Below are 21,815 nucleotides of genomic sequence, written 5' to 3' on the forward strand. Positions count from 1 at the left end.
CGGGCTAATGTGCGTGCGCAACAGCGTCAGCGGTTGCCGCCTGGAAAGCCTTCCACCCAAGCAGCGCGCACTTCACGCGTGCCGGGTACTTGGCGACGCCGGAGAAAGCAACGCCATCTCCGATGAGATCTTCATCGCCAACAAACTGACCGCGGGAAACGATCATCTTCTCAAATTCTGTGAGCTTTTCCAGCGCCTTGTCGACGGGTTGGCCCACGATCTCCTCCGCCATGACAGACGTAGAGGCCTGGCTGATTGAGCAACCAACTGCTTCGTAGGAGACGTCCTCCACGGTGGAGCCGTCCTCAGACAGCTTCACGCGCAGAGTCAATTCGTCGCCACAAGAAGGGTTGACGTGGTGAACCTCAGCATCGAAAGGATCCCGAAGGCCCTTGTGCTGTGGGTTTTTGTAGTGGTCCAGGATCACCTCCTGGTACATCTGCTCAAGGTTCATTACTCAACTCCAAAGAATTGCTTGGCCTTCTCAATCGCTGCCGCGAGGCGGTCGATTTCTTCGAAGGTGTTATAGAGATAGAAAGATGCTCTTGCTGTCGATTGTACGTTCATGCTGCGGTGCACGGGCCACGCGCAGTGGTGGCCGACGCGGATATTCACGCCCTGATCGTCAAGCACTTGGCCTAGATCGTGTGGGTGAATGCCCTCGACACCGAAGCTGATTGCACCGCCGCGCTGCTCTGCAGTCAAAGGACCAGCAATGGTTAGTCCCTTAATTGCCGTGAGCTTTTCCAACGCGTAAGCAGTCAATGCGTGCTCATGCGCTGCGATTGCTTCCATACCGATTTCATTTAGCATGTCCACGGCAGCACCCAAGCCCACAACCTGGCTGGTCATCTGCGTGCCGGCCTCAAAACGTTGAGGTGCGGCAGCGTAGGTGGAACCCTCCATGGTGACAACTTCAATCATGGAACCACCAGTCAAAAATGGTGGCAGTTCATCCAAGATTGGGGACTTTGCATACACAACGCCCACGCCTGCAGGTCCCAGCATCTTATGGCCAGAGAATGCAGAGAAATCTACATCCAGCTCGTGGAAATTCACTGGCATATGAGGAACAGACTGGCACGCATCAAGCACCGTGAGAGCACCGACAGCCTTGGCACGACGAACCAACTCTGGAACATCAGCCACAGCACCGGTCACATTGGACTGGTGAGTGAAGGCAACGACCTTGACAGTTTCATCAAGCTCGAGTGAATCGAGATCAATGCGACCATCTTCAGTCACCTTGTACCACTTCAATGTCGCACCGGTTCGACGGCACAGCTCCTGCCATGGCACCAAGTTTGCGTGGTGCTCTAGCTCCGTGATGACCACGGTATCGCCGGCCTGGACACGATACTTACCGGAACGGTCATCACCCAAGGTGTACGCAACAAGATTGAGTGCTTCAGTTGCATTCTTAGTGAACGCAATTTCATGCTGCTCGGCACCAACAAAGGCAGCGATCTTCTCGCGGGCACCTTCATAAGCATCCGTTGCTTCCTCAGCCAGTTGGTAGGCACCGCGGTGCACGGGGGCGTTGGTGTGCAGCACAAAGTGCTCCTCTGCACGCCACACCCGCTCGGGTCGCTGCGATGTCGCACCTGAGTCCAGGTAAGCAAGCGGTTTCCCATCCCTAACAGTGCGCTTCAGGATTGGGAATTCATCCCGCACCTTATCCACATTGAGGGATCCATCTGCATTGAGGAAATCGGACATGTTACTTGATGAACTGGTCGTAGCCGTCAGCCTCGAGCTTGTCAGCAAGCTCAGCGCCACCGGTGGTCGCAATCTGACCATTCGCGAAAACGTGAATGAAGTCAGGCTTAACGTAGTTGAGGATGCGCTTGTAGTGGGTGATCATCAAGATGCCACCTTCGGTCTCCTGCTTGTAGGAGTTGATGCCCTCGGAAACAATGCGCAGTGCATCCACGTCAAGGCCGGAGTCGGTCTCATCCATGATCGCGAACTTTGGCTTCAGCAGATCAAGCTGCAGAACCTCGTGGCGCTTCTTCTCGCCACCGGAGAAGCCTTCGTTGACGGAGCGGTTGGAGAACTCAGGGTCAATTGCCAGAGCTTCCTGAGCGGTGCGGACTTCCTTAACCCACTCGCGAAGCTTAGGAGCCTCGCCGCGGATTGCGGTCGCTGCGGAACGCAGGAAGTTAGCAACGGAAACGCCAGGGATTTCAGTTGGATACTGCATAGCCAGGAAGAGACCAGCGCGTGCACGCTCATCAACTTCCATCTCCAGGATGTTCTCGCCGTCGAGGAGGACCTCGCCTGCGGTTACCTCGTAGCGTGGGTGTCCACCAAGGGTGTAAGCAAGAGTGGACTTGCCGGAACCGTTAGGGCCCATGATGGCGTGGATCTCACCGGAGTTGATGGTGAGGTTGACGCCCTTGAGGATTTCCTTAGGCTCAGCGGACTCATCGGACGGCAGGACCTGTGCGTGCAGGTTACGGATTTCAAGAGTGCTCATCTGTCACAATCTTTCAGGGTTGAAGCGAATTTTAAACTGAAGTATTAGCTGGGCCGGTTTTTCTACCGCCCAGCTTGGCCAAGTAACTGTGCTTAGCCACTTGGCTTAGTCACTTTGGCTTAATTACATGCCAAGAACTGCGAGTTCCGAGCTGACTCGGCTGTCCAATTCCTCGCGGATGGATTCAACTGGGACCTTGTTGATCACTTCGTTGAAGAAACCGCGGACGATGAGGCGGCGTGCTTCCTCTGCAGGAATACCACGGGCCTGGAGGTAAAACACGTGCTCGTCGTCGAAACGACCGACGGTTGCTGCGTGTCCTGCGCCAACGATCTGGCCGGTTTCAATCTCGAGGTTTGGAATAGCGTCTGCGCGTGCACCCTCGGTGAGGACGAGTGAGCGGTTAGCTTCGTAGGTGTCAGTGCCGTGGGCGTTTGAGCGGATGAGCACATCGCCAACCCAGCAGGTACGGGCATCTGGCTTGTCAGAGTTCTTGTCACCCTGAAGTGCGCCCTTGTACAAGACGTTGGAGCGACAGTTTGGTACAGCGTGGTCAACCAGCAGGCGCTGCTCGAAGTACTGTCCATCATCTGCGAAGTAGACGCCGAGCATTTCTGCGTCGCCACCTGGTGCGGTGAAACGCACGCGTGGGACGATGCGGACTACTTCTCCACCGAAGGTTGCCACGGTGTGGCGCAGGGTTGCGTCGCGTCCCAGCTGTGCTAGCTGGTTGCTCAGGTGAACTGCGTCGTCGTTCCAGTGGGTGTCGGTGATGACGGTCAGGCGTGCGTTGTCACCAACGATGAATTCGACGTTGTCAGCGTGGGTGCCGGATCCCACGTACCGCAGTGCGACGATAGCGTCTGCGCCCGCTTCAACCTCGATGGAGATTGCGCCGAAAGAGGTAACGCCTTCACCCTTGCCAGTAACCGTGATGGTTACTGGGGTTGGGTTGTGGGAGTTTTTGGCAAAGGTGACAACATTGCCCTGTTCCTTGGAGGTCCAGGCCTGAGCTGCGACGCGGTCTACTGGTGCGCCTGCGCGACCCAGTCGAGCATCGTCCTTTGCGACAACTTCGTGGCTTGCACCTTCTGCATCTGCAGGGATCTCGACGGTGACGTCAGAGGTGGTTGCAGGTGCGAACTCGCCGTTGTGGAGTCCGCGAAGACGGCGTAGGGAAATGAAACGCCATTCTTCGTCGCGTCCGCGTGGGATCTCAAAGTCCTCAACATTAAATGAGGAGAAGAGGTCGCCCTTGGTGTTGTGCGGGGTTGCGGCCTTTACGGTTGCTACTTCAGTCATTGGGCTTAGCCCACCGATCCTTCCATCTGCAGTTCGATCAGTCGGTTGAGCTCAAGGGCGTACTCCATTGGGAGTTCCTTAGCGATTGGCTCAACGAAGCCACGAACGATCATTGCCATTGCTTCTTCTTCCGCAAGTCCGCGGCTCATGAGGTAGAACAGCTGCTCTTCAGAAACCTGGGAAACAGTTGCCTCGTGGCCGAGTGACACGTGATCGTTACGGATGTCGTTGTATGGGTAGGTGTCAGAACGGGAGATGTCATCCACCAGCAGTGCGTCACACTCAACGTTGGAGGTTGAGTGGTGAGCGTTTGCGTTGATCTGAACCAGACCACGGTAAGCCGCACGTCCACCGCCACGTGCCACAGACTTGGACACGATGTTGGAGGAAGTGTAAGGAGCCATGTGGGTCATCTTGGCGCCGGTGTCCTGGAACTGTCCCTCACCTGCGAAAGCGACGGAGAGAACTTCGCCCTTTGCGTGTGGGCCAGTCATCCAGACAGCTGGGTACTTCATGGTGACCTTGGAGCCGATGTTGCCATCGACCCATTCCATGGTGCCGCCCTCTTCAACCTTGGTGCGCTTGGTCACCAGGTTGTAGACGTTGTTGGACCAGTTCTGAATGGTGGTGTAGCGGCAGCGTCCACCCTTCTTCACGATGATCTCAACGACTGCGGAGTGCAGGGAGTCGGACTTGTAAATAGGTGCGGTACAGCCCTCAACGTAGTGAACGTAGGCATCCTCATCAACGATGATCAGGGTGCGTTCGAACTGACCCATGTTCTCGGTGTTGATGCGGAAGTAAGCCTGCAGAGGAATGTCCACGTGGACACCCTTTGGCACGTAGATGAAAGATCCACCGGACCAGACAGCGGAGTTCAGAGCGGAGAACTTGTTGTCGCCTGCTGGAATGACGGTGCCGAAGTACTCCTGGAAGATCTCAGGGTGCTCCTTCAGTGCGGTATCGGTGTCAAGGAAGATAACTCCCTTTTCCTCCAGGTCCTCGCGGATCTGGTGGTAGACAACCTCAGACTCGTACTGAGCTGCAACACCTGCAACGAGGCGCTGCTTCTCGGCCTCAGGAATACCCAGCTTGTCGTAGGTATTCTTGATGTCTTCTGGGAGATCCTCCCAGGACTGTGCCTGCTTCTCGGTGGAGCGGACGAAGTATTTAATGTTGTCGAAGTCAATGCCTGAAAGGTCTGCACCCCAGGTTGGAACTGGCTTCTTATCAAAAATGCTCAGGGCCTTGAGGCGCTGCTGAAGCATCCATTCTGGCTCGCTCTTCTTCGCAGAGATGTCGCGTACGACATCCTCGCTGAGACCACGCTGTGCGGATGCACCAGCGTCGTCGGAGTCGTGCCAACCATAGTTGTACGGACCGATGGATTCAATGATCTGGTCATCGGTCAAGGGCTCGTTAACCCCTGGGTTCGTCGTTGCCGAAGTCATGATCCGCTCCTTTCATCAGGAGTGTTTGATGGGTGTCAATGGAATATTTGTTGTGCAGATGCCGTGGCCGTCCGCGATTGTTGCCAATGGTTGCGTGTGCTGCCCCAAAAGTTCTGAGACTGCTTGATGCTCTGCCTCACACAGTTCCGGAAATTCCGTGGCGACTGTAGATATTGGACAGTGATGCTGGCAGAGTTGCAATCCGTTTCGAGTGGCATCGACAGTTGCTGCATAACCATGCCGACTAAAAGCTTCAACTAAAGATTTGGCTGTATCTTCGATTGATTGATCTGTGACATCTGCCGGGGTAATACCCTCAACAATTGTTTCGATCCGCTTTCTAGCAAATTGCCTTACTGCATCATCTCCGCCGACCTCTCGAAGAGTGGCTAGAGCTGCCGCAGCAAGGGAATCATATTCATGGCCGAAGATTGAGCGACCTTTATCAGTAAGCCGATAAGTTTTTGCTGGCCTACCGCGCATTTTGGGCTCATATGGGTTCTGGCGCGGATTTGCCGCCTCCGCCAGATTTTCTTCAACCAAGTTGTCTAGGTGCCTGCGCACTCCCACAGTTGAAAGCTGAAGCTGTTCAGCAATATCTGAAGCGATCACCGGTGCACGTTCCAACAGGATGAGAAGAATTTTTCGGCGCGTATCACCGTCTCCGGTGTGCGCGTCGTTGCCTTTTACAACATCTCCCACTGGTGTCACCTCCTGCTTGATTTAGCTTTCACCTTTAGACAACACAAGTGTTCCCTAATTCTATTCCTGTGTCCAATCCCTTCCCCCCTACCAGCGCAAATAGACGTAGAAAAATCATCAATAAATAAAAACTAAGCGAACCCTAAGTCAACCAAAGGTAACCTTATTTATGCTGGCCACAGGTGGTGTGTTTTAAAACTTCATTCCAATTGCCGAAAATGAATATAATTTGAGATTTAGCTCACACTATCCCCCTTCGGGTCACCACCAGACTCTGATGCGAGGTAAATGTTCTCCGCTCCCTTGCGTAGAATGATGCGAGTGACGAAGGACGAGCAGATTCAACTCAATTCGAACGCCCCTGAAAACAGAAAATGGTTTCCTCGGGCACCTCGTCCCCTACGCCAATTTCTCGACACTTTGCCGCGCATCGGCACCGCTGGTTCCAGATCAGCAACCCTCCACGTGGAAGACGAGCAGACCCCTTTAGGGGCAACGCTTTTCGACGTCGCGACCGGCGCGAGCTCCATCAACGACCGCGATACCGACGCCTCAGGGCTTGAGCCTGAAAAGATTCGCCGGTTTGCATGGCTGCGCCTGATCGGCACCATGGGTGCGTTAATGATCGCGTTTGGTGCGCTGGGCGCGGGTGCACTTCCGGTGGTGAATAATCCGTATGTGGATTTCCCTGGCGGAAACTTCATGAGCCGAATGCTGCAGACCTCTTCCATGATCGTGCTCATCGGCGTGGGATTTTTGGTGCTGGCGTGGGTGTTAATGGCACCGCTGGTGGGTATTCCTTTTAAACGCAGCGGAAACAGAACAGCCAGCGTGAGTTTGTCCATGCTGCGCCGCACATTTGGCGCCTGGGTAGCGCCCATCATGCTCACCGCCCCACTGTTTACTCAAGACATTTATTCTTATCTGGCACAAGGCTCTGTGACCGCGCAGGGAATGGATGCCTACGCCGGTGGACCGCTTGAACTATTGGGGCCCGATAATCATCTGGCACGGTCCGTGCCCTTTATTTGGGCCCAGTCGCCCTCGCCCTACGGCCCTGTTGCGCTGAGCATCGCGGCGTCGATAAGCGTTATTACTAATGACAGCATCGTTGGAGGCGTGCTGGCGCACCGTATTGCGTCACTGCTGGGTGTTATTGCTGCAGGCTGGGCGATCACCATGCTGGCCAGGCGCTGTCGGGTATCTGAAGAAGCGTCCTTTTACCTGGGCGTACTTAATCCGCTGCTGATTCTGCACCTGATCGGCGGTATTCACAACGAATCCATCCTGTTAGGATTCTTGCTTGTGGGCCTGGAGCTCGGACTGCGTGGCACCGACCGGATTCAAACAGGGCTGTGGGGGCCTGCGTGGACATATATTGCACTGAGTGGCGTATTGATTTCTTGCGCAGGCCTGGTCAAGGTGACCGGCTTTATTGGGCTCGGTTTTGTGGGCATGGCCTTGGCCAGGGCGTTTCATGCACGTGGACATCGACACGTCGTTGCGATCGGCGTTGCAGGCCTCGTTCAAGTAGCAGCCCTGGTGATCACCGTGGTTGTTCTCAGTGTGATTACCGGAATCAGTTTGGGGTGGATCACAGGTCAAGGTGGCGCTGCGACGATCCGAAGCTGGATGTCTATGACCACCAACATTGGCGTTATTTCTGGATTCATCGGAATGAATTTGGGGCTAGGCGACCACACCGCAGCCATGCTCGTTGTGACCCGCGCAGCCGGAATCGCGGTAGCTGCCGCCTTCATGGTTCGTATGTTGTTTGCCACATATAGAGGTCACATTCACGCTGTGGGCGGACTGGGCGTGGCGACTTTCGTCCTCGTTATCCTCTTCCCCGTGGTGCATCCGTGGTACATGCTGTGGGCTATCGTGCCGCTAGCTTCCTGGGCAAACAGACTGTTCTTCCAGCTCGGAGTGATTGCCTACTCCACTGCCTTCAGTTTCTTTGTGCTGCCTCGCGGGCTTGCACTTCCAGCCGGAACTGTCTTTTCCATCTACTTTGGCGCAGCGCTCGGATTCAGCATTCTCCTATTAGTTGGATGGTGGAGTTTGAGGCGGAATCCAACCTTTGGTTTACACTGATCAACTGTGACTACTGATTTTTCGGCCTCTAGCTCTAATTTTGGAGCCGCAGAAGGCGCACTTGATGCCATACACCCCGTCCCACCAAACGATCCAGCAATCGTGGTGAACAACGTGGTAAAAAGATTTGGCACCAAGGAAGCAGTAGCCGGAATCTCCTTCGAAGTCCCCCGCGGTCAAGTTTTGGCCCTCCTGGGACCTAATGGCGCAGGCAAAACCACCACCATTGAAATGTGCGAAGGTTTTACCGCCCCCACCTCTGGCAGCATCCGAGTCTTGGGCATCGATCCAGCCACAGAACCAGACCAGGTGCGCCGACGCATCGGCATCATGCTTCAAGGTGGCGGTTCCTACAGCGGAATCCGCGTGTTTGAAATGCTCAAGCTTGCGGCGTCCTACAACGACAACCCACACGATCCTGAATGGCTGCTTGATCTTGTAGGACTGCGTGAACAACGCAAAACCACCTACCGACGTCTGTCAGGTGGCCAACAGCAACGCCTTTCTTTGGCCTTAGCATTAATTGGTCGCCCTGAGATTATCTTCCTCGACGAACCCACCGCTGGCATGGATGCGCAATCACGCAACATGGTGTGGGAGCTTGTCAACGATCTCCGCCGCGACGGCGTCACCATCGTGCTCACCACCCACCTGATGGATGAGGCCGAAGCACTAGCTGACCACGTGATCATCGTTGCCAACGGTCAAATCCTTGCCAGTGGCACACCTGATGAACTCACTGCGCAACGCGATCATCTTGAAATTAATGTCTCCGTAGAGACCACGAGCCCGCTTGATCTTGATCGCTTGGTGGATGATCTCAGCAGCTTAAACATCGGTGATGTGAAAGCACGAGCCAACCGGCCACTGCATTATTCACTTCGGACGCAACAAGCTACCCCGGATTCCTTGGCGCACATCGTCCAGGCTGTCGCCCGCCAAAACGTCATGATTCGCTCTTTGGATACGGGACACCGCTCATTGGAAGATGTCTTCCTGGACATCACCGGAAAAGAACTGAGGAGTTAACGCATACCATGTCTAAACCTTTTGAAAACTCTGCGCTCCACGGTTCTTCTCGATTCCCAGCTGGAACGTTCACCCCTGCTCCCAAACGAGCCACCCCGGCAAAAATGTTGGCTGCTCAGGGCAAGATGGAATCCCTGCTGTTTCTTCGCCACGGCGAACAGCAACTGCTCAGCATCATCATTCCCTTGGTCGCGCTCATCGTACTAGCGAATTTTGATTTCATCCCTGGTGAGAACTCCCTCGACAAGACTTTCCCCTTCGCGCTGGCCACAGCAGCCATGAGCGCTGGTTTTACAGGTCAAGCCATCAGCCTAGCTTTTGACCGCCGCTATGGTGCCCTCAAGCGCACCGGCGCCAGCGGTGTTCCCGCCTGGACGATTATTTTTGGCAAAGTCATCGCAGTCATTGCAGTCACCATTGTGCAGATCATCATTCTCGGTGTGACTGCACTGCTGTTAGGCTGGTCCGCACCTGTCGGTGGTGTGCTCTTTGGCATCGTGACCCTATTTGTGGGTGTTTCCAGCTTCACCGCGCTCGGCATGCTGATGGGCGGAACGTTGTCCTCCGAATTGGTATTGGCACTGGCTAACTTGATTTGGATTGTACTGTCCGGCCTTGCAGCATGGGCGGTCTTTTCCCCTTCCGTCAACGCTGAAGGAGTGCTGTCCATCATCCCATCCGTTGCGCTGTCCCAAGGTATGGTTGACGCATTCAACGGCGAACTTCCGTGGCTCCAGCTAGGAATTTTGGTGGGCTGGCTAATTATCACCGGCGTGGCCGCAAACAAGCTATTTAACTTCTCTGCGAGCCGCTAGATATACCCTTAGTCGGAAAATATCCTTAAAAGTTCCCGGGAGTTTCAGTGGCGAATACCACCACTTCCATACCGGGAACAATTGTATAAAACTAGCCATGACCTGCTAGGATCAGCGACGTGTCTACTTCAGTTGCTCCCTCAAATAATCCAGTTGAGTTGAAGCCCATTACTTTCTGGGCACCGACCATCAAAGTGCAGCGCATTCTCGCGCTCCTACTGTTGATTTTCCAGGGAGGCATCACCGTTACGGGCTCTATCGTCCGTGTCACAGGCTCCGGCCTCGGTTGTGATACCTGGCCACTATGCCACGAAGGTTCACTAGTCCCAGTCGCAGGCGCAGCACCATGGATCCACCAGGCAGTGGAATTTGGTAACCGCATGCTCACTTTCGTGCTTGCTGCCGCAGCGCTTGCGTTGTTCATCGCAGTTCTTGGCGCAAAACGCCGCCGCGAGATCCTGGTCCATTCCTTCATCCAGGGTCTGGGCATCATCTTGCAGGCTGTCATCGGTGGCATTACCGTGCTTGTTGATCTGCACTGGTACGCCGTTGCCTTGCACTTCCTGCCATCTATGATCCTTGTTTTCATGGCCGCGATTTTGTACACCCGCATCGGCGAGCCCGATGACGGCGAGATTACCACCACATTCCCCACGTGGATCCGCAATGTAGCTGTCATTGGTGCAGTAGCGCTCTCCGTGGTGTTGATCACCGGCACCATGACCACCGGTGCTGGCGTTCACTCTGGCGATGCATCAATCACCATGGATGATCGCCTCGATGTCAGCATCGACTTGATGGCCCATATCCACGGCTACAGCATGTACATCTACCTCTTCTTCACCCTCATCGTGGTCGCCGGTCTGTACAAGGCAAAAACCACCAAGCACAACAAGCAGCTTGGCCTCATGCTGATTCTGTTCATTGTGCTTCAGGCAGGTATCGGCATCTTGCAGTACCGCATGGGTGTGCCTCGCTGGAGCATCCCATTCCACATCGCAATGTCTTCTGTCGTTGTTGCCTTCACTTCCCTTCTGTGGGCGCAGGGTCGCATACGCGTCGGCGGTAAAGCCACCGTTACTGGTTCTGTTGATGGCGATATTAAGAACGACGAACTGGCGAAATCAAAGCAGCCTGTTAAGTAACACGCAGCTGTATCGGTAAAAGCCCAATCAAGGATTCTTGGTTGGGCTTTTCCATGCTTTCCATGCTTTTCATGCTTCGAACAGTCCAGAATAGCCCTGACCTAGACTTAGAGCTATGTCCGAACAAAGACTCGATCAGCTTGAGCGACGGCTTTCTGAACTGGAACGGGAGATCGCCGCGATTCGTCAGGAGATCCGCCAGGAACGCCTAGTGCTTCCGGAACCGGAACCTGTGAAAGTTGATACAGTCATCGCCACCGAAGCGACCGGAGTCAATGCATCGTCGGGTCCGGAGGCGAAGATCGCTTTGTTCATGGAGAGGTTTAGTGGTCGCCACGATGTGTATGCGCGGCGCTGGACCAGCAGAAAAACGGGCAAAAGTGGATGGTCGCCGGCTACTCGCCAGGGGTTTTACTCAAAAGACACCACACCGAAGGACTATCTCCCCTTCACCGTTGACACCGTCAATGCACATCTGCGCCGGGGCGGCGACCATATCGGTCTCTATGTGATGCTCCCCAACGACACGTGCAAACTTCTCGCCTGCGATTTCGACGATGGCACCTGGAAGCAAGATGCGGCCGCTTTCGTGTCAGCCTGCACCGACCACGGAATCGATGCGTTGGCTGAAATTTCTCGATCCGGCGACGGCGCCCACGTGTGGATATTTTTCGATACCCCAATCTCCGCGATGCTGGCTCGGCGCCTAGGTTTTGCCATGCTCCGCCAAGCCATGAACTCCCGCCCTGACATGGATATGTCTTCTTATGATCGCTTCTTCCCTGCTCAAGACACCATCGCAACGCGCGCAAACGGAAGCGCACGGCTGGGAAATTTGATCGCGCTACCCCTCAATGGCGACTGTAGAGCCCGCAACACCGCTGTCTTCGCAGATCCAGAAACGTGGGTCCCTTTTGAAGATCCTTTCGCAGCACTCGCCTCCACCGCACCACTAGCCACCGAAAAAATCGACCAGATCCTTGCCACCACGCAGGAAAAATTTGGCCCCGAACCCGAACACATCAAACGCCCCACCCGCGCCGAACTCAAACAGGTTAAAGCCAACGGCGAAACCATCAAACTCACCATCACCAACGAACTGTCCGTCCCCACCGAAGGGTTGCCCGCGGCCGTCATCGCGGAGATTAAACACCGGGCGGTAATCCCAAACCCTGAGTTTTATCGTCGACAAGCGCAAAGATTTTCGACCTTCGGCGTGCCGCGCATCGTCATCCGCTTCGCCCAGGCCGAGCAGCGCTTGCTGCTCCCACGCGGGCTTGTCGACGACACCCTCCGGATCCTCACCCTCGCCGGGTACAAAGTCAGCGTCATCTGGCCTCGGCAAACGCGGAAAACCATCGACGTGTCTTTCGAGGGCGAATTGCGGCCCATGCAACAAGAGGGAATCGACTCGCTCAAAGGCCAACGCACCGGCGTATTGGTAGCACCGCCGGGCGCTGGAAAAACAGTGATGGCCTGTGCACTCATCGCGAACAGAAAAATCCCCACCGCAGTGATAGTCAACCGTGCAGAATTGATTTCCCAATGGCGGGATCGTCTAGCGCAATACCTGAGCATCGACGCAGACTCCATCGGACAGATCGGCGCGGGCCGACGCAAAACCACCGGAATCATCGATCTCATCACCGTGCAATCCTTGAGCCGTAAAGATTCCGATCCGAAAATTTTGGAACAATACGGCCAAATCATCGTCGACGAGTGCCACAACATCGCAGCCCCAGGCTCCGAAGCCGCATTGAACCAGGTCAAGGCCCCCTACTGGCTGGGTCTAACCGCCACGCCGTTTCGTTCAGACCACATGGATGAAATCATCACCATGCAGTGCGGTCCTGTGCGCCACCGCATGGAAGTGGCAACAGACAATGAACAGCGCTTGATTCGCATCCACGAAACCGAATTCGACTCTGAGGAAACCACCGAAATCCAGGATCTCTACAACGAGCTCGCGGTCGATTCTGCCCGAAATGCGCAAATCACTGCCGAAGTGCACAAAGCGCTTGAAGCTGGCGACCGATGTCTAGTTTTGGTCAACCGAATTGCAGCCCTTGACGCTTTGACCAGCAGCATCACCGAATCTGGCGATCACACTGTCTTAGTGATGCATGGCCGCCAAACCCAAGAAGAGCGAGTTCATCTTCGTGCACAACTTGCCTCATTGAGTGAAAAGCAGGATCCGTTTGTGCTGGTTGCGATGAATAAAGTTGCCGGCGAAGGCCTTGACATCCCCAGCCTCAACACGCTGTTTTTAGCAGCACCGGTGTCCTTCAAGGGGCTGGTGATTCAGCAAATCGGCCGAGTTACTCGTGCAACCGGTGATCAAAACGCTCCTCCGGTGACTGCCACGGTCCATGATTTTGTTGATTCCAAGATACCGACGCTCAAACGCATGCATGGTCGCCGATTGCGGGCTATGCAAAAGGAAGGATTCGCTATTTCGGAGCCTTGAGAAGGACCAGAGCAAACCAGCGTGCCCACGGTTGGCCATTTCAGGATCCGTGGGCACGCTGGTTTGGTTTATCAACCTCGAAACCGGCCACAGCTGCCCACGAAACTCGATTTCGCGATCCGTGGGCACTCTCGTTTGGTTTCCTCGGAAAGCTACCCTCGGACGGTCAGAAAATGCCCTCTCAGAATCGCGTTTAAGAGCCTCTCACCCACTAATCCGCACAAATACCCGTTCCGCGATCCCAACCCCTTAAACGGGCGTATATTGACTTCCCTGCAATACAGCCCAAATCGACCAAACTAGTTGACCGAAAACTAGCCAGCCGAAAGATTTTCGGCCACATGGGACGGTTTTCAACCTCCGAAACCGTCCCACATGACCGATCACCTCAATGGCAGGCCCAAACTGGTCACCTGGTTTGGTCTGCACTCTAACTCCCCTCAAAAGGGCACAATTTGGTCAATTTCCCAACCTTGTCTTTCAGTCATGGTTAGTGTGGGAACCATGAAGGCAATCTTAGTTTCCCGCACCGGCGGACCCGAGGTGTTGGAGTTCACCGACACTGACGCCCCAAAGCCCACTGATGATCAGGTTTTAGTTGAAGTCGATATGGCTGGCGTCAACTTTATTGATACTTACTATCGCCAGGGTGAATATCACGCTCGCCTGCCGTTTATCCCAGGTTTTGAAGGCACTGGTCGGGTATTGGAGGATCCGCAGGGTTTGATTGTGGCGGGTACCAAGGTGGCGTGGTGTGATGCCATGGGTTCGTATGCTCAGCAGGTGTGTGTACCGCGGGATCGCTTGGTGGCGGTTCCCGAGGGCGTGAGTTCAGAAGTGGCTGCGTCGATGTTGATGCAGGGAATCACTGCGCATTATCTAACCAATGGTGTGTATGAGCTTCAAGAGGGCGATTCTTGCCTCATCACTGCTGGCGCGGGTGGTGTTGGATTGTTGGCTACGCAGATGGCGGCAGCCAAGGGAGTTCGTGTGTACAGCGTGGTGTCCACGGATGAGAAAGCTGAGCTTGCTTTGGATGCCGGTGCTTATGAGGTGTTTCGTTATTCCGATAATTTGGCGGAGCAGGTTCGTCGGCACAACGGGGGTCGCGGAGTTGATGTGGTGTATGACGGTGTCGGCCAGTCCACGTTTAATGAGTCGCTAGAGGCTGTTCGTCCGCGCGGCACTGTGTGTTTGTTTGGTGCGGCGTCGGGTCCTGTGGAGCCTTTTGATCCGCAGCTGTTGAACACTCACGGTTCGATCTTCTTGACCCGCCCAAGCATTGGCGCGTGGACGTCTGAGGAGGGCGAATTTGCCAAGCGTGCACAGGCGGTCACGCAGGCCATCGTCGAAGGCACCTTGCGGGTTCGCGTTACTGGCACATATTCGCTTGCCGACGCCTCCCTCGCCCACCGCGACCTTCAGGCGCGTAGCACGAGCGGTTCTTTGGTCTTGGAAATCCCGAAGGACTAAACACGCATAAAAAGATCCTGGTTAGCCTCGCGGTGAGGTTAGCCAGGATCTTTTCGTCGAAAAGCAAGCTTTAGAAGAAGGTGGTGGTCCAGCCGAGCATCTCGCCGATGGTCTCAAGGCCGAGGATCGCGTCGACGGACAATGCCACGAAGAGGACTGCCAAGTAGTTGTTGGACAAAATAAACAGCTTCAGAGGCTTGACCTTGCCGCCGTTTTTGATGCCGAGGTGCAGCTTGATGGCCATGAACAAGAAGGTGACGCCGGAAATGACGGCGATCGCTGCGTAGATCCAACCAGTTGCTGGGATGAGCAAGAAGGTGGTCAGCACAGTTGCCACGGAGTACCACACGATTTGTGCGGTGACCTGGACTGGGGTGCGCACGACAGGAAGCATTGGGACGCCAGCCGCCTTGTAGTCTTCGCGGTACTTCATGGCCAGAGCCCAGGTGTGAGGTGGGGTCCAGAAGAAAATCACCATGAACAGGACAATTGCCTGCCACCACTGCTGTGGAACGCCTGACTCAAACTGATCAACGATCACTGCCCAGCCGACGAGCACTGGCATACAACCTGCGGCTCCGCCCCACACGATATTCATGTGCGTGCGGCGCTTCAGCCACTTGGTGTAGACAAAAATGTAGAAGAAAATCGTGATCAACACGAAGATGCCGGCGAGCATCGAATCGCACAGCAGCCACAGCCACAAGAAGCTGGCCACTGTCAGGACCCACGCAAAAATGGAGGCGTCGCGGTTGCTCACGGTGTGGCGCACCAAAGGGCGAGCCCTAGTGCGTCCCATGCGCTGATCAATATCGGAGTCTGCCACCATGTTGAAGGTGTTGGCGGCGGCCGCACCCATCCATCCACCGAACACAGTCAGCAAGATGAGCACAATGTTGTTCTCACCGCGTTCAGCCTGAAGCATTGTGGGGATTGTGGCGACAAGGAGGAGTTCAATAACCCTGGGCTTCGTTAGCGCAATATAGGCCTTGATCGTGTCCAAGGGTTCTCCTCCAGAACGTTGCATTTTCAAATCACTCATATATTTAAGTTGTGAGTCCTTATTATTTAAATATCCCTGCGGTGAGTGTGCACCTTGCGTTGAAGGCCCAGACTCTGACAGAAGCGTCAGAGTGTTTACTCAAGACATTTTCTAAGACACACGGCAAATTAGTCGGATGAAGTTAATTAAAAGTTCCCGAATCAATCTTTTTAATGTTTTCAAACCATTTCAAGGTGTGCTGACCCAGGTGGACGCCAACCTTTAAAAAGCTTCAGACTTTTATTTCCACTTCATAAAAACTGCCTGTGACGATTCCGTTAAAGATTGTGCCAAATCACTGCGCAAAACTCGCGCGGAACCAGACCTTGCCATGCTATCGCCTATTCACACTATTTGAGTAATCGGAAATAGATGGGTGTAGACGCTTGATTGGCGGACGGTTCACAGCGGACGATTTCAGGCCCTCGTAGCTCGAGAGTTTGAAGGGGTCCGATTCGTTCCGTTCGTGACGCTTTGTGAGGTTTTTTGACGTTGCACCGTATTGCTTGCCGAACATTTTTCTTTTCCTTTCGGTTTTTCGAGAATTTTCACCTACAAAAGCCCACGTCACAGCTCCCAGACTTAAGATTGATCACACCTTTGGCACATTTGGACCACAGTTGGTTATAAAATGGGTTCAACATCACTATGGTTAGAGGTGTTGACGGGTCAGATTAAGCAAAGACTACTTTCGGGGTAGATCACCTTTGCCAAATTTGAACCAATTAACCTAAGTCGTAGATCTGATCATCGGATCTAACGAAAACGAACCAAAACTTTGGTCCCGGTTTAACCCAGGAAGGATTGACCACCTTGACGCTGTCACCTGAACTTCAGGCGCTCACTGTACGCAATTACCCCTCTGATTGGTCCGATGTGGACACCAAGGCTGTAGACACTGTTCGTGTCCTCGCTGCAGACGCTGTAGAAAACTGTGGCTCCGGCCACCCAGGCACCGCAATGAGCCTGGCTCCCCTTGCATACACCTTGTACCAGCGGGTTATGAACGTAGATCCACAGGACACCAACTGGGCAGGCCGTGACCGCTTCGTTCTTTCTTGTGGCCACTCCTCTTTGACCCAGTACATCCAGCTTTACTTGGGTGGATTCGGCCTTGAGATGGATGACCTGAAGGCTCTGCGCACCTGGGATTCCTTGACCCCAGGACACCCTGAGTACCGCCACACCAAGGGCGTTGAGATCACCACTGGCCCTCTTGGCCAGGGTCTTGCATCTGCAGTTGGTATGGCCATGGCTGCTCGTCGTGAGCGTGGCCTATTCGACCCAACCGCTGCTGAGGGCGAATCCCCATTCGACCACCACATCTACGTCATTGCTTCTGATGGTGACCTGCAGGAAGGTGTCACCTCTGAGGCATCCTCCATCGCTGGCACCCAGCAGCTGGGCAACCTCATCGTGTTCTGGGATGACAACCGCATCTCCATCGAAGACAACACTGAGATCGCTTTCAACGAGGACGTTGTTGCTCGTTACAAGGCTTACGGCTGGCAGACCATTGAGGTTGAGGCTGGCGAGGACGTTGCAGCAATCGAAGCTGCAGTGGCTGAGGCTAAGAAGGACACCAAGCGACCTACCTTCATCCGCGTTCGCACCATCATCGGCTTCCCAGCTCCAACCATGATGAACACCGGTGCTGTGCACGGTGCTGCTCTTGGCGCAGCTGAGGTTGCAGCAACCAAGACTGAGCTTGGATTCGATCCTGAGGCTCACTTCGCGATCGACGATGAGGTCATCGCTCACACCCGCTCCCTCGCAGAGCGCGCTGCAGAGAAGAAGGCTGCATGGCAGGTCAAGTTCGATGAGTGGGCAGCTGCCAACCCTGAGAACAAGGCTCTGTTCGATCGCCTGAACTCCCGTGAGCTTCCAGCGGGCTACGCTGACGAGCTCCCAACATGGGATGCAGATGAGAAGGGCGTCGCAACTCGTAAGGCTTCCGAGGCTGCACTTCAGGCACTGGGCAAGACCCTTCCTGAGCTGTGGGGCGGTTCCGCTGACCTCGCAGGTTCCAACAACACCGTGATCAAGGGCTCCCCTTCCTTCGGCCCTGAGTCCATCTCTACCGAGACCTGGTCTGCTGAGCCTTACGGCCGTAACCTGCACTTCGGTATCCGTGAGCACGCTATGGGATCCATCCTCAACGGCATTTCCCTCCACGGTGGCACCCGCCCATACGGCGGAACCTTCCTCATCTTCTCCGACTACATGCGTCCTGCAGTTCGTCTTGCAGCTCTCATGGAGACCGACGCTTACTACGTCTGGACCCACGACTCCATCGGTCTGGGCGAAGATGGCCCAACCCACCAGCCTGTTGAAACCTTGGCTGCACTGCGCGCCATCCCAGGTCTGTCCGTCCTGCGTCCTGCAGATGCGAATGAGACCGCCCAGGCTTGGGCTGCAGCACTTGAGTACAAGGAAGGCCCTAAGGGCCTTGCATTGACCCGCCAGAACATTCCTGTTCTGGAAGGCACCAAGGAGAAGGCTGCTGAAGGCGTTCGCCGCGGTGGCTACGTCCTGGTTGAGGGTTCCAAGGAAACCCCAGATGTGATCCTCATGGGCTCCGGCTCCGAGGTTCAGCTTGCAGTTAACGCTGCGAAGGCTCTGGAAGCTGAGGGCGTTGCAGCTCGCGTTGTTTCCGTTCCTTGCATGGATTGGTTCCAGGAGCAGGACGCAGAGTACATCGAGTCCGTTCTGCCTGCAGCTGTGACCGCTCGTGTGTCTGTTGAAGCTGGCATCGCAATGCCTTGGTACCGCTTCTTGGGCACCCAGGGCCGTGCTGTCTCCCTTGAGCACTTCGGTGCTTCTGCGAATTACCAGACCCTGTTTGAGAAGTTCGGCATCACCACCGATGCAGTCGTGGCAGCGGCCAAGGACTCCATTAACGGTTAATTGCCCTGCTGTTTTTAGCTTCAACCCGGGGCAATATGATTCTCCGGAATTTTATTGCCCCGGGTTGTTGTTGTTAATCGGTATAAAGGGTCTTAAGCACATCCCTTACTTGCCTGCTCTCCTTGAGCGCAGTTCAAGAACAATTCTTTTAAGGAAAATTTAGTTTCATGTCTCACATTGATGATCTGGCACAGCTCGGCACTTCCACTTGGCTCGACGACCTCTCCCGCGAGCGCATTACTTCCGGCAATCTCAGCCAGGTTATTGAGGAAAAGTCTGTAGTCGGTGTCACCACCAACCCAGCTATTTTCGCAGCAGCAATGTCCAAGGGCGATTCCTACGACGCTCAGATCGCAGAGCTCAAGGCCGCTGGCGCATCTGTTGACCAGGCTGTTTACGCCATGAGCATCGACGACGTTCGCAATGCTTGTGATCTGTTTACCGGCATCTTCGAGTCCTCCAACGGCTACGACGGCCGCGTGTCCATCGAGGTTGACCCACGTATCTCTGCTGACCGCGACGCAACCCTGGCTCAGGCCAAGGAGCTGTGGGCAAAGGTTGATCGTCCAAACGTCATGATCAAGATCCCTGCAACCCCAGGTTCTTTGCCAGCAATTACCGACGCTTTGGCTGAGGGCATCAGCGTTAACGTCACCTTGATCTTCTCCGTTGCTCGCTACCGCGAGGTCATCGCTGCGTTCATCGAGGGCATCAAGCAGGCAGCTGCAAACGGCCACGACGTTTCCAAGATCCACTCTGTGGCTTCCTTCTTCGTCTCTCGCGTCGACGTTGAGATCGACAAGCGCCTCGAGGCAATCGGATCCGATGAGGCTTTGGCTCTGCGCGGCAAGGCAGGCGTTGCCAACGCTCAGCGCGCTTACGCTGTGTACAAGGAGCTTTTCGACGCCGCCGAGCTGCCTGAAGGTGCCAACACTCAGCGCCCACTGTGGGCATCCACCGGCGTGAAGAACCCTGCGTACGCTGCAACTCTTTACGTTTCCGAGCTGGCTGGTCCAAACACCGTCAACACCATGCCAGAAGGCACCATCGACGCTGTTCTGGAGCAGGGCAACCTGCACGGCGACACCCTGTCCAACTCCGCGGCAGAAGCTGACGCTGTGTTCTCCCAGCTTGAGGCTCTGGGCGTTGACTTGGCAGATGTCTTCCAGGTCCTGGAGACCGAGGGCGTGGACAAGTTCGTTGCTTCTTGGAGCGAACTACTTGAGTCCATGGAAGCTCGCCTGAAGTAGAATCAGCACGCTGCATCAGTAACGGCGACATAAAATCGAATTAGTTCGATCTTATGTGGCCGTTACACATCTTTCATTAAAGAAAGGATCGTGACGCTACCATCGTGAGCACAAACACGACCCCCTCCAGCTGGACAAACCCACTGCGCGACCCGCAGGATAAACGACTCCCCCGCATCGCTGGCCCTTCCGGCATGGTGATCTTCGGTGTCACTGGCGACTTGGCTCGAAAGAAGCTGCTCCCCGCCATTTATGATCTAGCAAACCGCGGATTGCTGCCCCCAGGATTCTCGTTGGTAGGTTACGGCCGCCGCGAATGGTCCAAAGAAGACTTTGAAAAATACGTACGCGATGCCGCAAGTGCTGGTGCTCGTACGGAATTCCGTGAAAATGTTTGGGAGCGCCTCGCCGAGGGTATGGAATTTGTTCGCGGCAACTTTGATGATGATGCAGCTTTCGACAACCTCGCTGCAACACTCAAGCGCATCGACAAAACCCGCGGCACCGCCGGCAACTGGGCTTACTACCTGTCCATTCCACCAGATTCCTTCACAGCGGTCTGCCACCAGCTGGAGCGTTCCGGCATGGCTGAATCCACCGAAGAAGCATGGCGCCGCGTGATCATCGAGAAGCCTTTCGGCCACAACCTCGAATCCGCACACGAGCTCAACCAGCTGGTCAACGCAGTCTTCCCAGAATCTTCTGTGTTCCGCATCGACCACTATTTGGGCAAGGAAACAGTTCAAAACATCCTGGCTCTGCGTTTTGCTAACCAGCTGTTTGAGCCACTGTGGAACTCCAACTACGTTGACCACGTCCAGATCACCATGGCTGAAGATATTGGCTTGGGTGGACGTGCTGGTTACTACGACGGCATCGGCGCAGCCCGCGACGTCATCCAGAACCACCTGATCCAGCTCTTGGCTCTGGTTGCCATGGAAGAACCAATTTCTTTCGTGCCAGCGCAGCTGCAGGCAGAAAAGATCAAGGTGCTCTCTGCGACAAAGCCGTGCTACCCATTGGATAAAACCTCCGCTCGTGGTCAGTACGCTGCCGGTTGGCAGGGCTCTGAGTTAGTCAAGGGACTTCGCGAAGAAGATGGCTTCAACCCTGAGTCCACCACTGAGACTTTTGCGGCTTGTACCTTAGAGATCACGTCTCGTCGCTGGGCTGGTGTGCCGTTCTACCTGCGCACCGGTAAGCGTCTTGGTCGCCGTGTTACTGAGATTGCCGTGGTGTTTAAAGACGCACCACACCAGCCTTTCGACGGCGACATGACTGTATCCCTTGGCCAAAACGCCATCGTGATTCGCGTGCAGCCTGATGAAGGTGTGCTCATCCGCTTCGGTTCCAAGGTTCCAGGTTCTGCCATGGAAGTCCGTGACGTCAACATGGACTTCTCCTACTCAGAATCCTTCACTGAAGAATCACCTGAAGCATACGAGCGCCTCATTTTGGATGCGCTGTTGGATGAATCCAGCCTCTTCCCTACCAACGAGGAAGTGGAACTGAGCTGGAAGATTCTGGATCCAATTCTTGAAGCATGGGATTCCGATGGAGAACCTGAGGATTACCCAGCAGGTACGTGGGGTCCAAAGAGCGCTGATGAAATGCTTTCCCGCAACGGTCACACCTGGCGCAGGCCATAATTTAGGG

General features: G+C 54.9%; 15 protein-coding genes and 1 pseudogene. 9 read left to right on the forward strand and 7 right to left on the reverse strand.

Annotation, left to right across the window (positions count from 1 at the left end):
- Nucleotides 1–4 precede the first annotated feature (4 nt).
- From sufU to KW808_RS08510, 6 genes and pseudogenes are all read right to left on the reverse strand, one after another.
- Nucleotides 5–454, reverse strand: coding sequence for a Fe-S cluster assembly sulfur transfer protein SufU (gene sufU / locus KW808_RS08485; protein ID WP_003856080.1), 450 nt, complete (start codon nt 452–454; stop codon nt 5–7).
- Nucleotides 454–1,719: a cysteine desulfurase gene (locus tag KW808_RS08490; protein ID WP_003862289.1), complete on the reverse strand. Its 1,266-nt coding sequence runs from the start codon at nt 1,717–1,719 to the stop codon at nt 454–456. The genes sufU and KW808_RS08490 overlap by 1 nt, the downstream gene beginning before the upstream one ends.
- Nucleotide 1,720: 1 nt before the next feature.
- A complete protein-coding gene (sufC, locus tag KW808_RS08495; protein ID WP_003862288.1) occupies nt 1,721–2,479 on the reverse strand; it encodes a Fe-S cluster assembly ATPase SufC in 759 nt (252 codons plus the stop codon).
- 123 nt (nt 2,480–2,602) lie between these two features.
- Complete coding sequence (gene sufD / locus KW808_RS08500) at nt 2,603–3,781, reverse strand: Fe-S cluster assembly protein SufD (protein ID WP_003862287.1); 1,179 nt, start codon at nt 3,779–3,781, stop codon at nt 2,603–2,605.
- A 5-nt stretch (nt 3,782–3,786) separates the two neighbouring features.
- Nucleotides 3,787–5,232 (reverse strand): Fe-S cluster assembly protein SufB, encoded by a 1,446-nt coding sequence (gene sufB / locus KW808_RS08505; RefSeq protein ID WP_003862284.1) that lies wholly within the window; start codon nt 5,230–5,232, stop codon nt 3,787–3,789.
- A pseudogene (locus tag KW808_RS08510) lies at nt 5,229–5,943 on the reverse strand (helix-turn-helix transcriptional regulator). The gene sufB and the pseudogene KW808_RS08510 overlap by 4 nt, the downstream one beginning before the upstream one ends.
- A gap of 312 nt (nt 5,944–6,255) precedes the next feature.
- Between KW808_RS08510 and mptB the strand changes: the two are divergent.
- The 6 genes from mptB (at nt 6,256) to KW808_RS08540 (ending at nt 14,960) form a co-directional block, all read left to right on the forward strand.
- Nucleotides 6,256–8,031: a polyprenol phosphomannose-dependent alpha 1,6 mannosyltransferase MptB gene (gene mptB, locus KW808_RS08515; RefSeq protein ID WP_003856069.1), complete on the forward strand. Its 1,776-nt coding sequence runs from the start codon at nt 6,256–6,258 to the stop codon at nt 8,029–8,031.
- Between the two features lie 6 nt (nt 8,032–8,037).
- Nucleotides 8,038–9,060 (forward strand): ABC transporter ATP-binding protein, encoded by a 1,023-nt coding sequence (locus KW808_RS08520; RefSeq protein WP_003862280.1) that lies wholly within the window; start codon nt 8,038–8,040, stop codon nt 9,058–9,060.
- A gap of 8 nt (nt 9,061–9,068) precedes the next feature.
- Nucleotides 9,069–9,875 (forward strand): ABC transporter permease, encoded by an 807-nt coding sequence (locus KW808_RS08525; protein WP_003862278.1) that lies wholly within the window; start codon nt 9,069–9,071, stop codon nt 9,873–9,875.
- Between the two features lie 119 nt (nt 9,876–9,994).
- On the forward strand, nt 9,995–11,020 hold the full coding sequence (locus KW808_RS08530) for a COX15/CtaA family protein (RefSeq protein ID WP_003862276.1): 1,026 nt from the start codon (nt 9,995–9,997) through the stop codon (nt 11,018–11,020).
- 115 nt (nt 11,021–11,135) lie between these two features.
- The gene (locus KW808_RS08535) at nt 11,136–13,487 is read left to right on the forward strand and encodes a TOTE conflict system archaeo-eukaryotic primase domain-containing protein (protein ID WP_003862275.1); all 2,352 of its coding nucleotides are present in this window, start codon (nt 11,136–11,138) and stop codon (nt 13,485–13,487) included.
- Between the two features lie 504 nt (nt 13,488–13,991).
- Complete coding sequence (locus tag KW808_RS08540) at nt 13,992–14,960, forward strand: quinone oxidoreductase family protein (protein WP_003862273.1); 969 nt, start codon at nt 13,992–13,994, stop codon at nt 14,958–14,960.
- Between the two features lie 70 nt (nt 14,961–15,030).
- On the opposite strand, the gene KW808_RS08545 is transcribed toward KW808_RS08540, so the two are convergent.
- Nucleotides 15,031–15,963, reverse strand: coding sequence for a heme o synthase (locus tag KW808_RS08545; protein ID WP_230622944.1), 933 nt, complete (start codon nt 15,961–15,963; stop codon nt 15,031–15,033).
- Nucleotides 15,964–16,815: 852 nt separating this feature from the next.
- Here KW808_RS08545 and tkt point away from each other — a divergent pair.
- The 3 genes from tkt (at nt 16,816) to zwf (ending at nt 21,808) form a co-directional block, all read left to right on the forward strand.
- A complete protein-coding gene (gene tkt / locus KW808_RS08550) occupies nt 16,816–18,909 on the forward strand; it encodes a transketolase (RefSeq protein WP_499651924.1) in 2,094 nt (697 codons plus the stop codon).
- Between the two features lie 167 nt (nt 18,910–19,076).
- Complete coding sequence (gene tal / locus KW808_RS08555; RefSeq protein WP_003856053.1) at nt 19,077–20,159, forward strand: transaldolase; 1,083 nt, start codon at nt 19,077–19,079, stop codon at nt 20,157–20,159.
- 104 nt (nt 20,160–20,263) lie between these two features.
- A complete protein-coding gene (zwf, locus tag KW808_RS08560; RefSeq protein ID WP_003862267.1) occupies nt 20,264–21,808 on the forward strand; it encodes a glucose-6-phosphate dehydrogenase in 1,545 nt (514 codons plus the stop codon).
- Nucleotides 21,809–21,815: the final 7 nt, after the last annotated feature.

This window comes from [Brevibacterium] flavum (genome assembly GCF_019317305.1).
GTDB lineage: Bacteria > Actinomycetota > Actinomycetes > Mycobacteriales > Mycobacteriaceae > Corynebacterium > Corynebacterium glutamicum.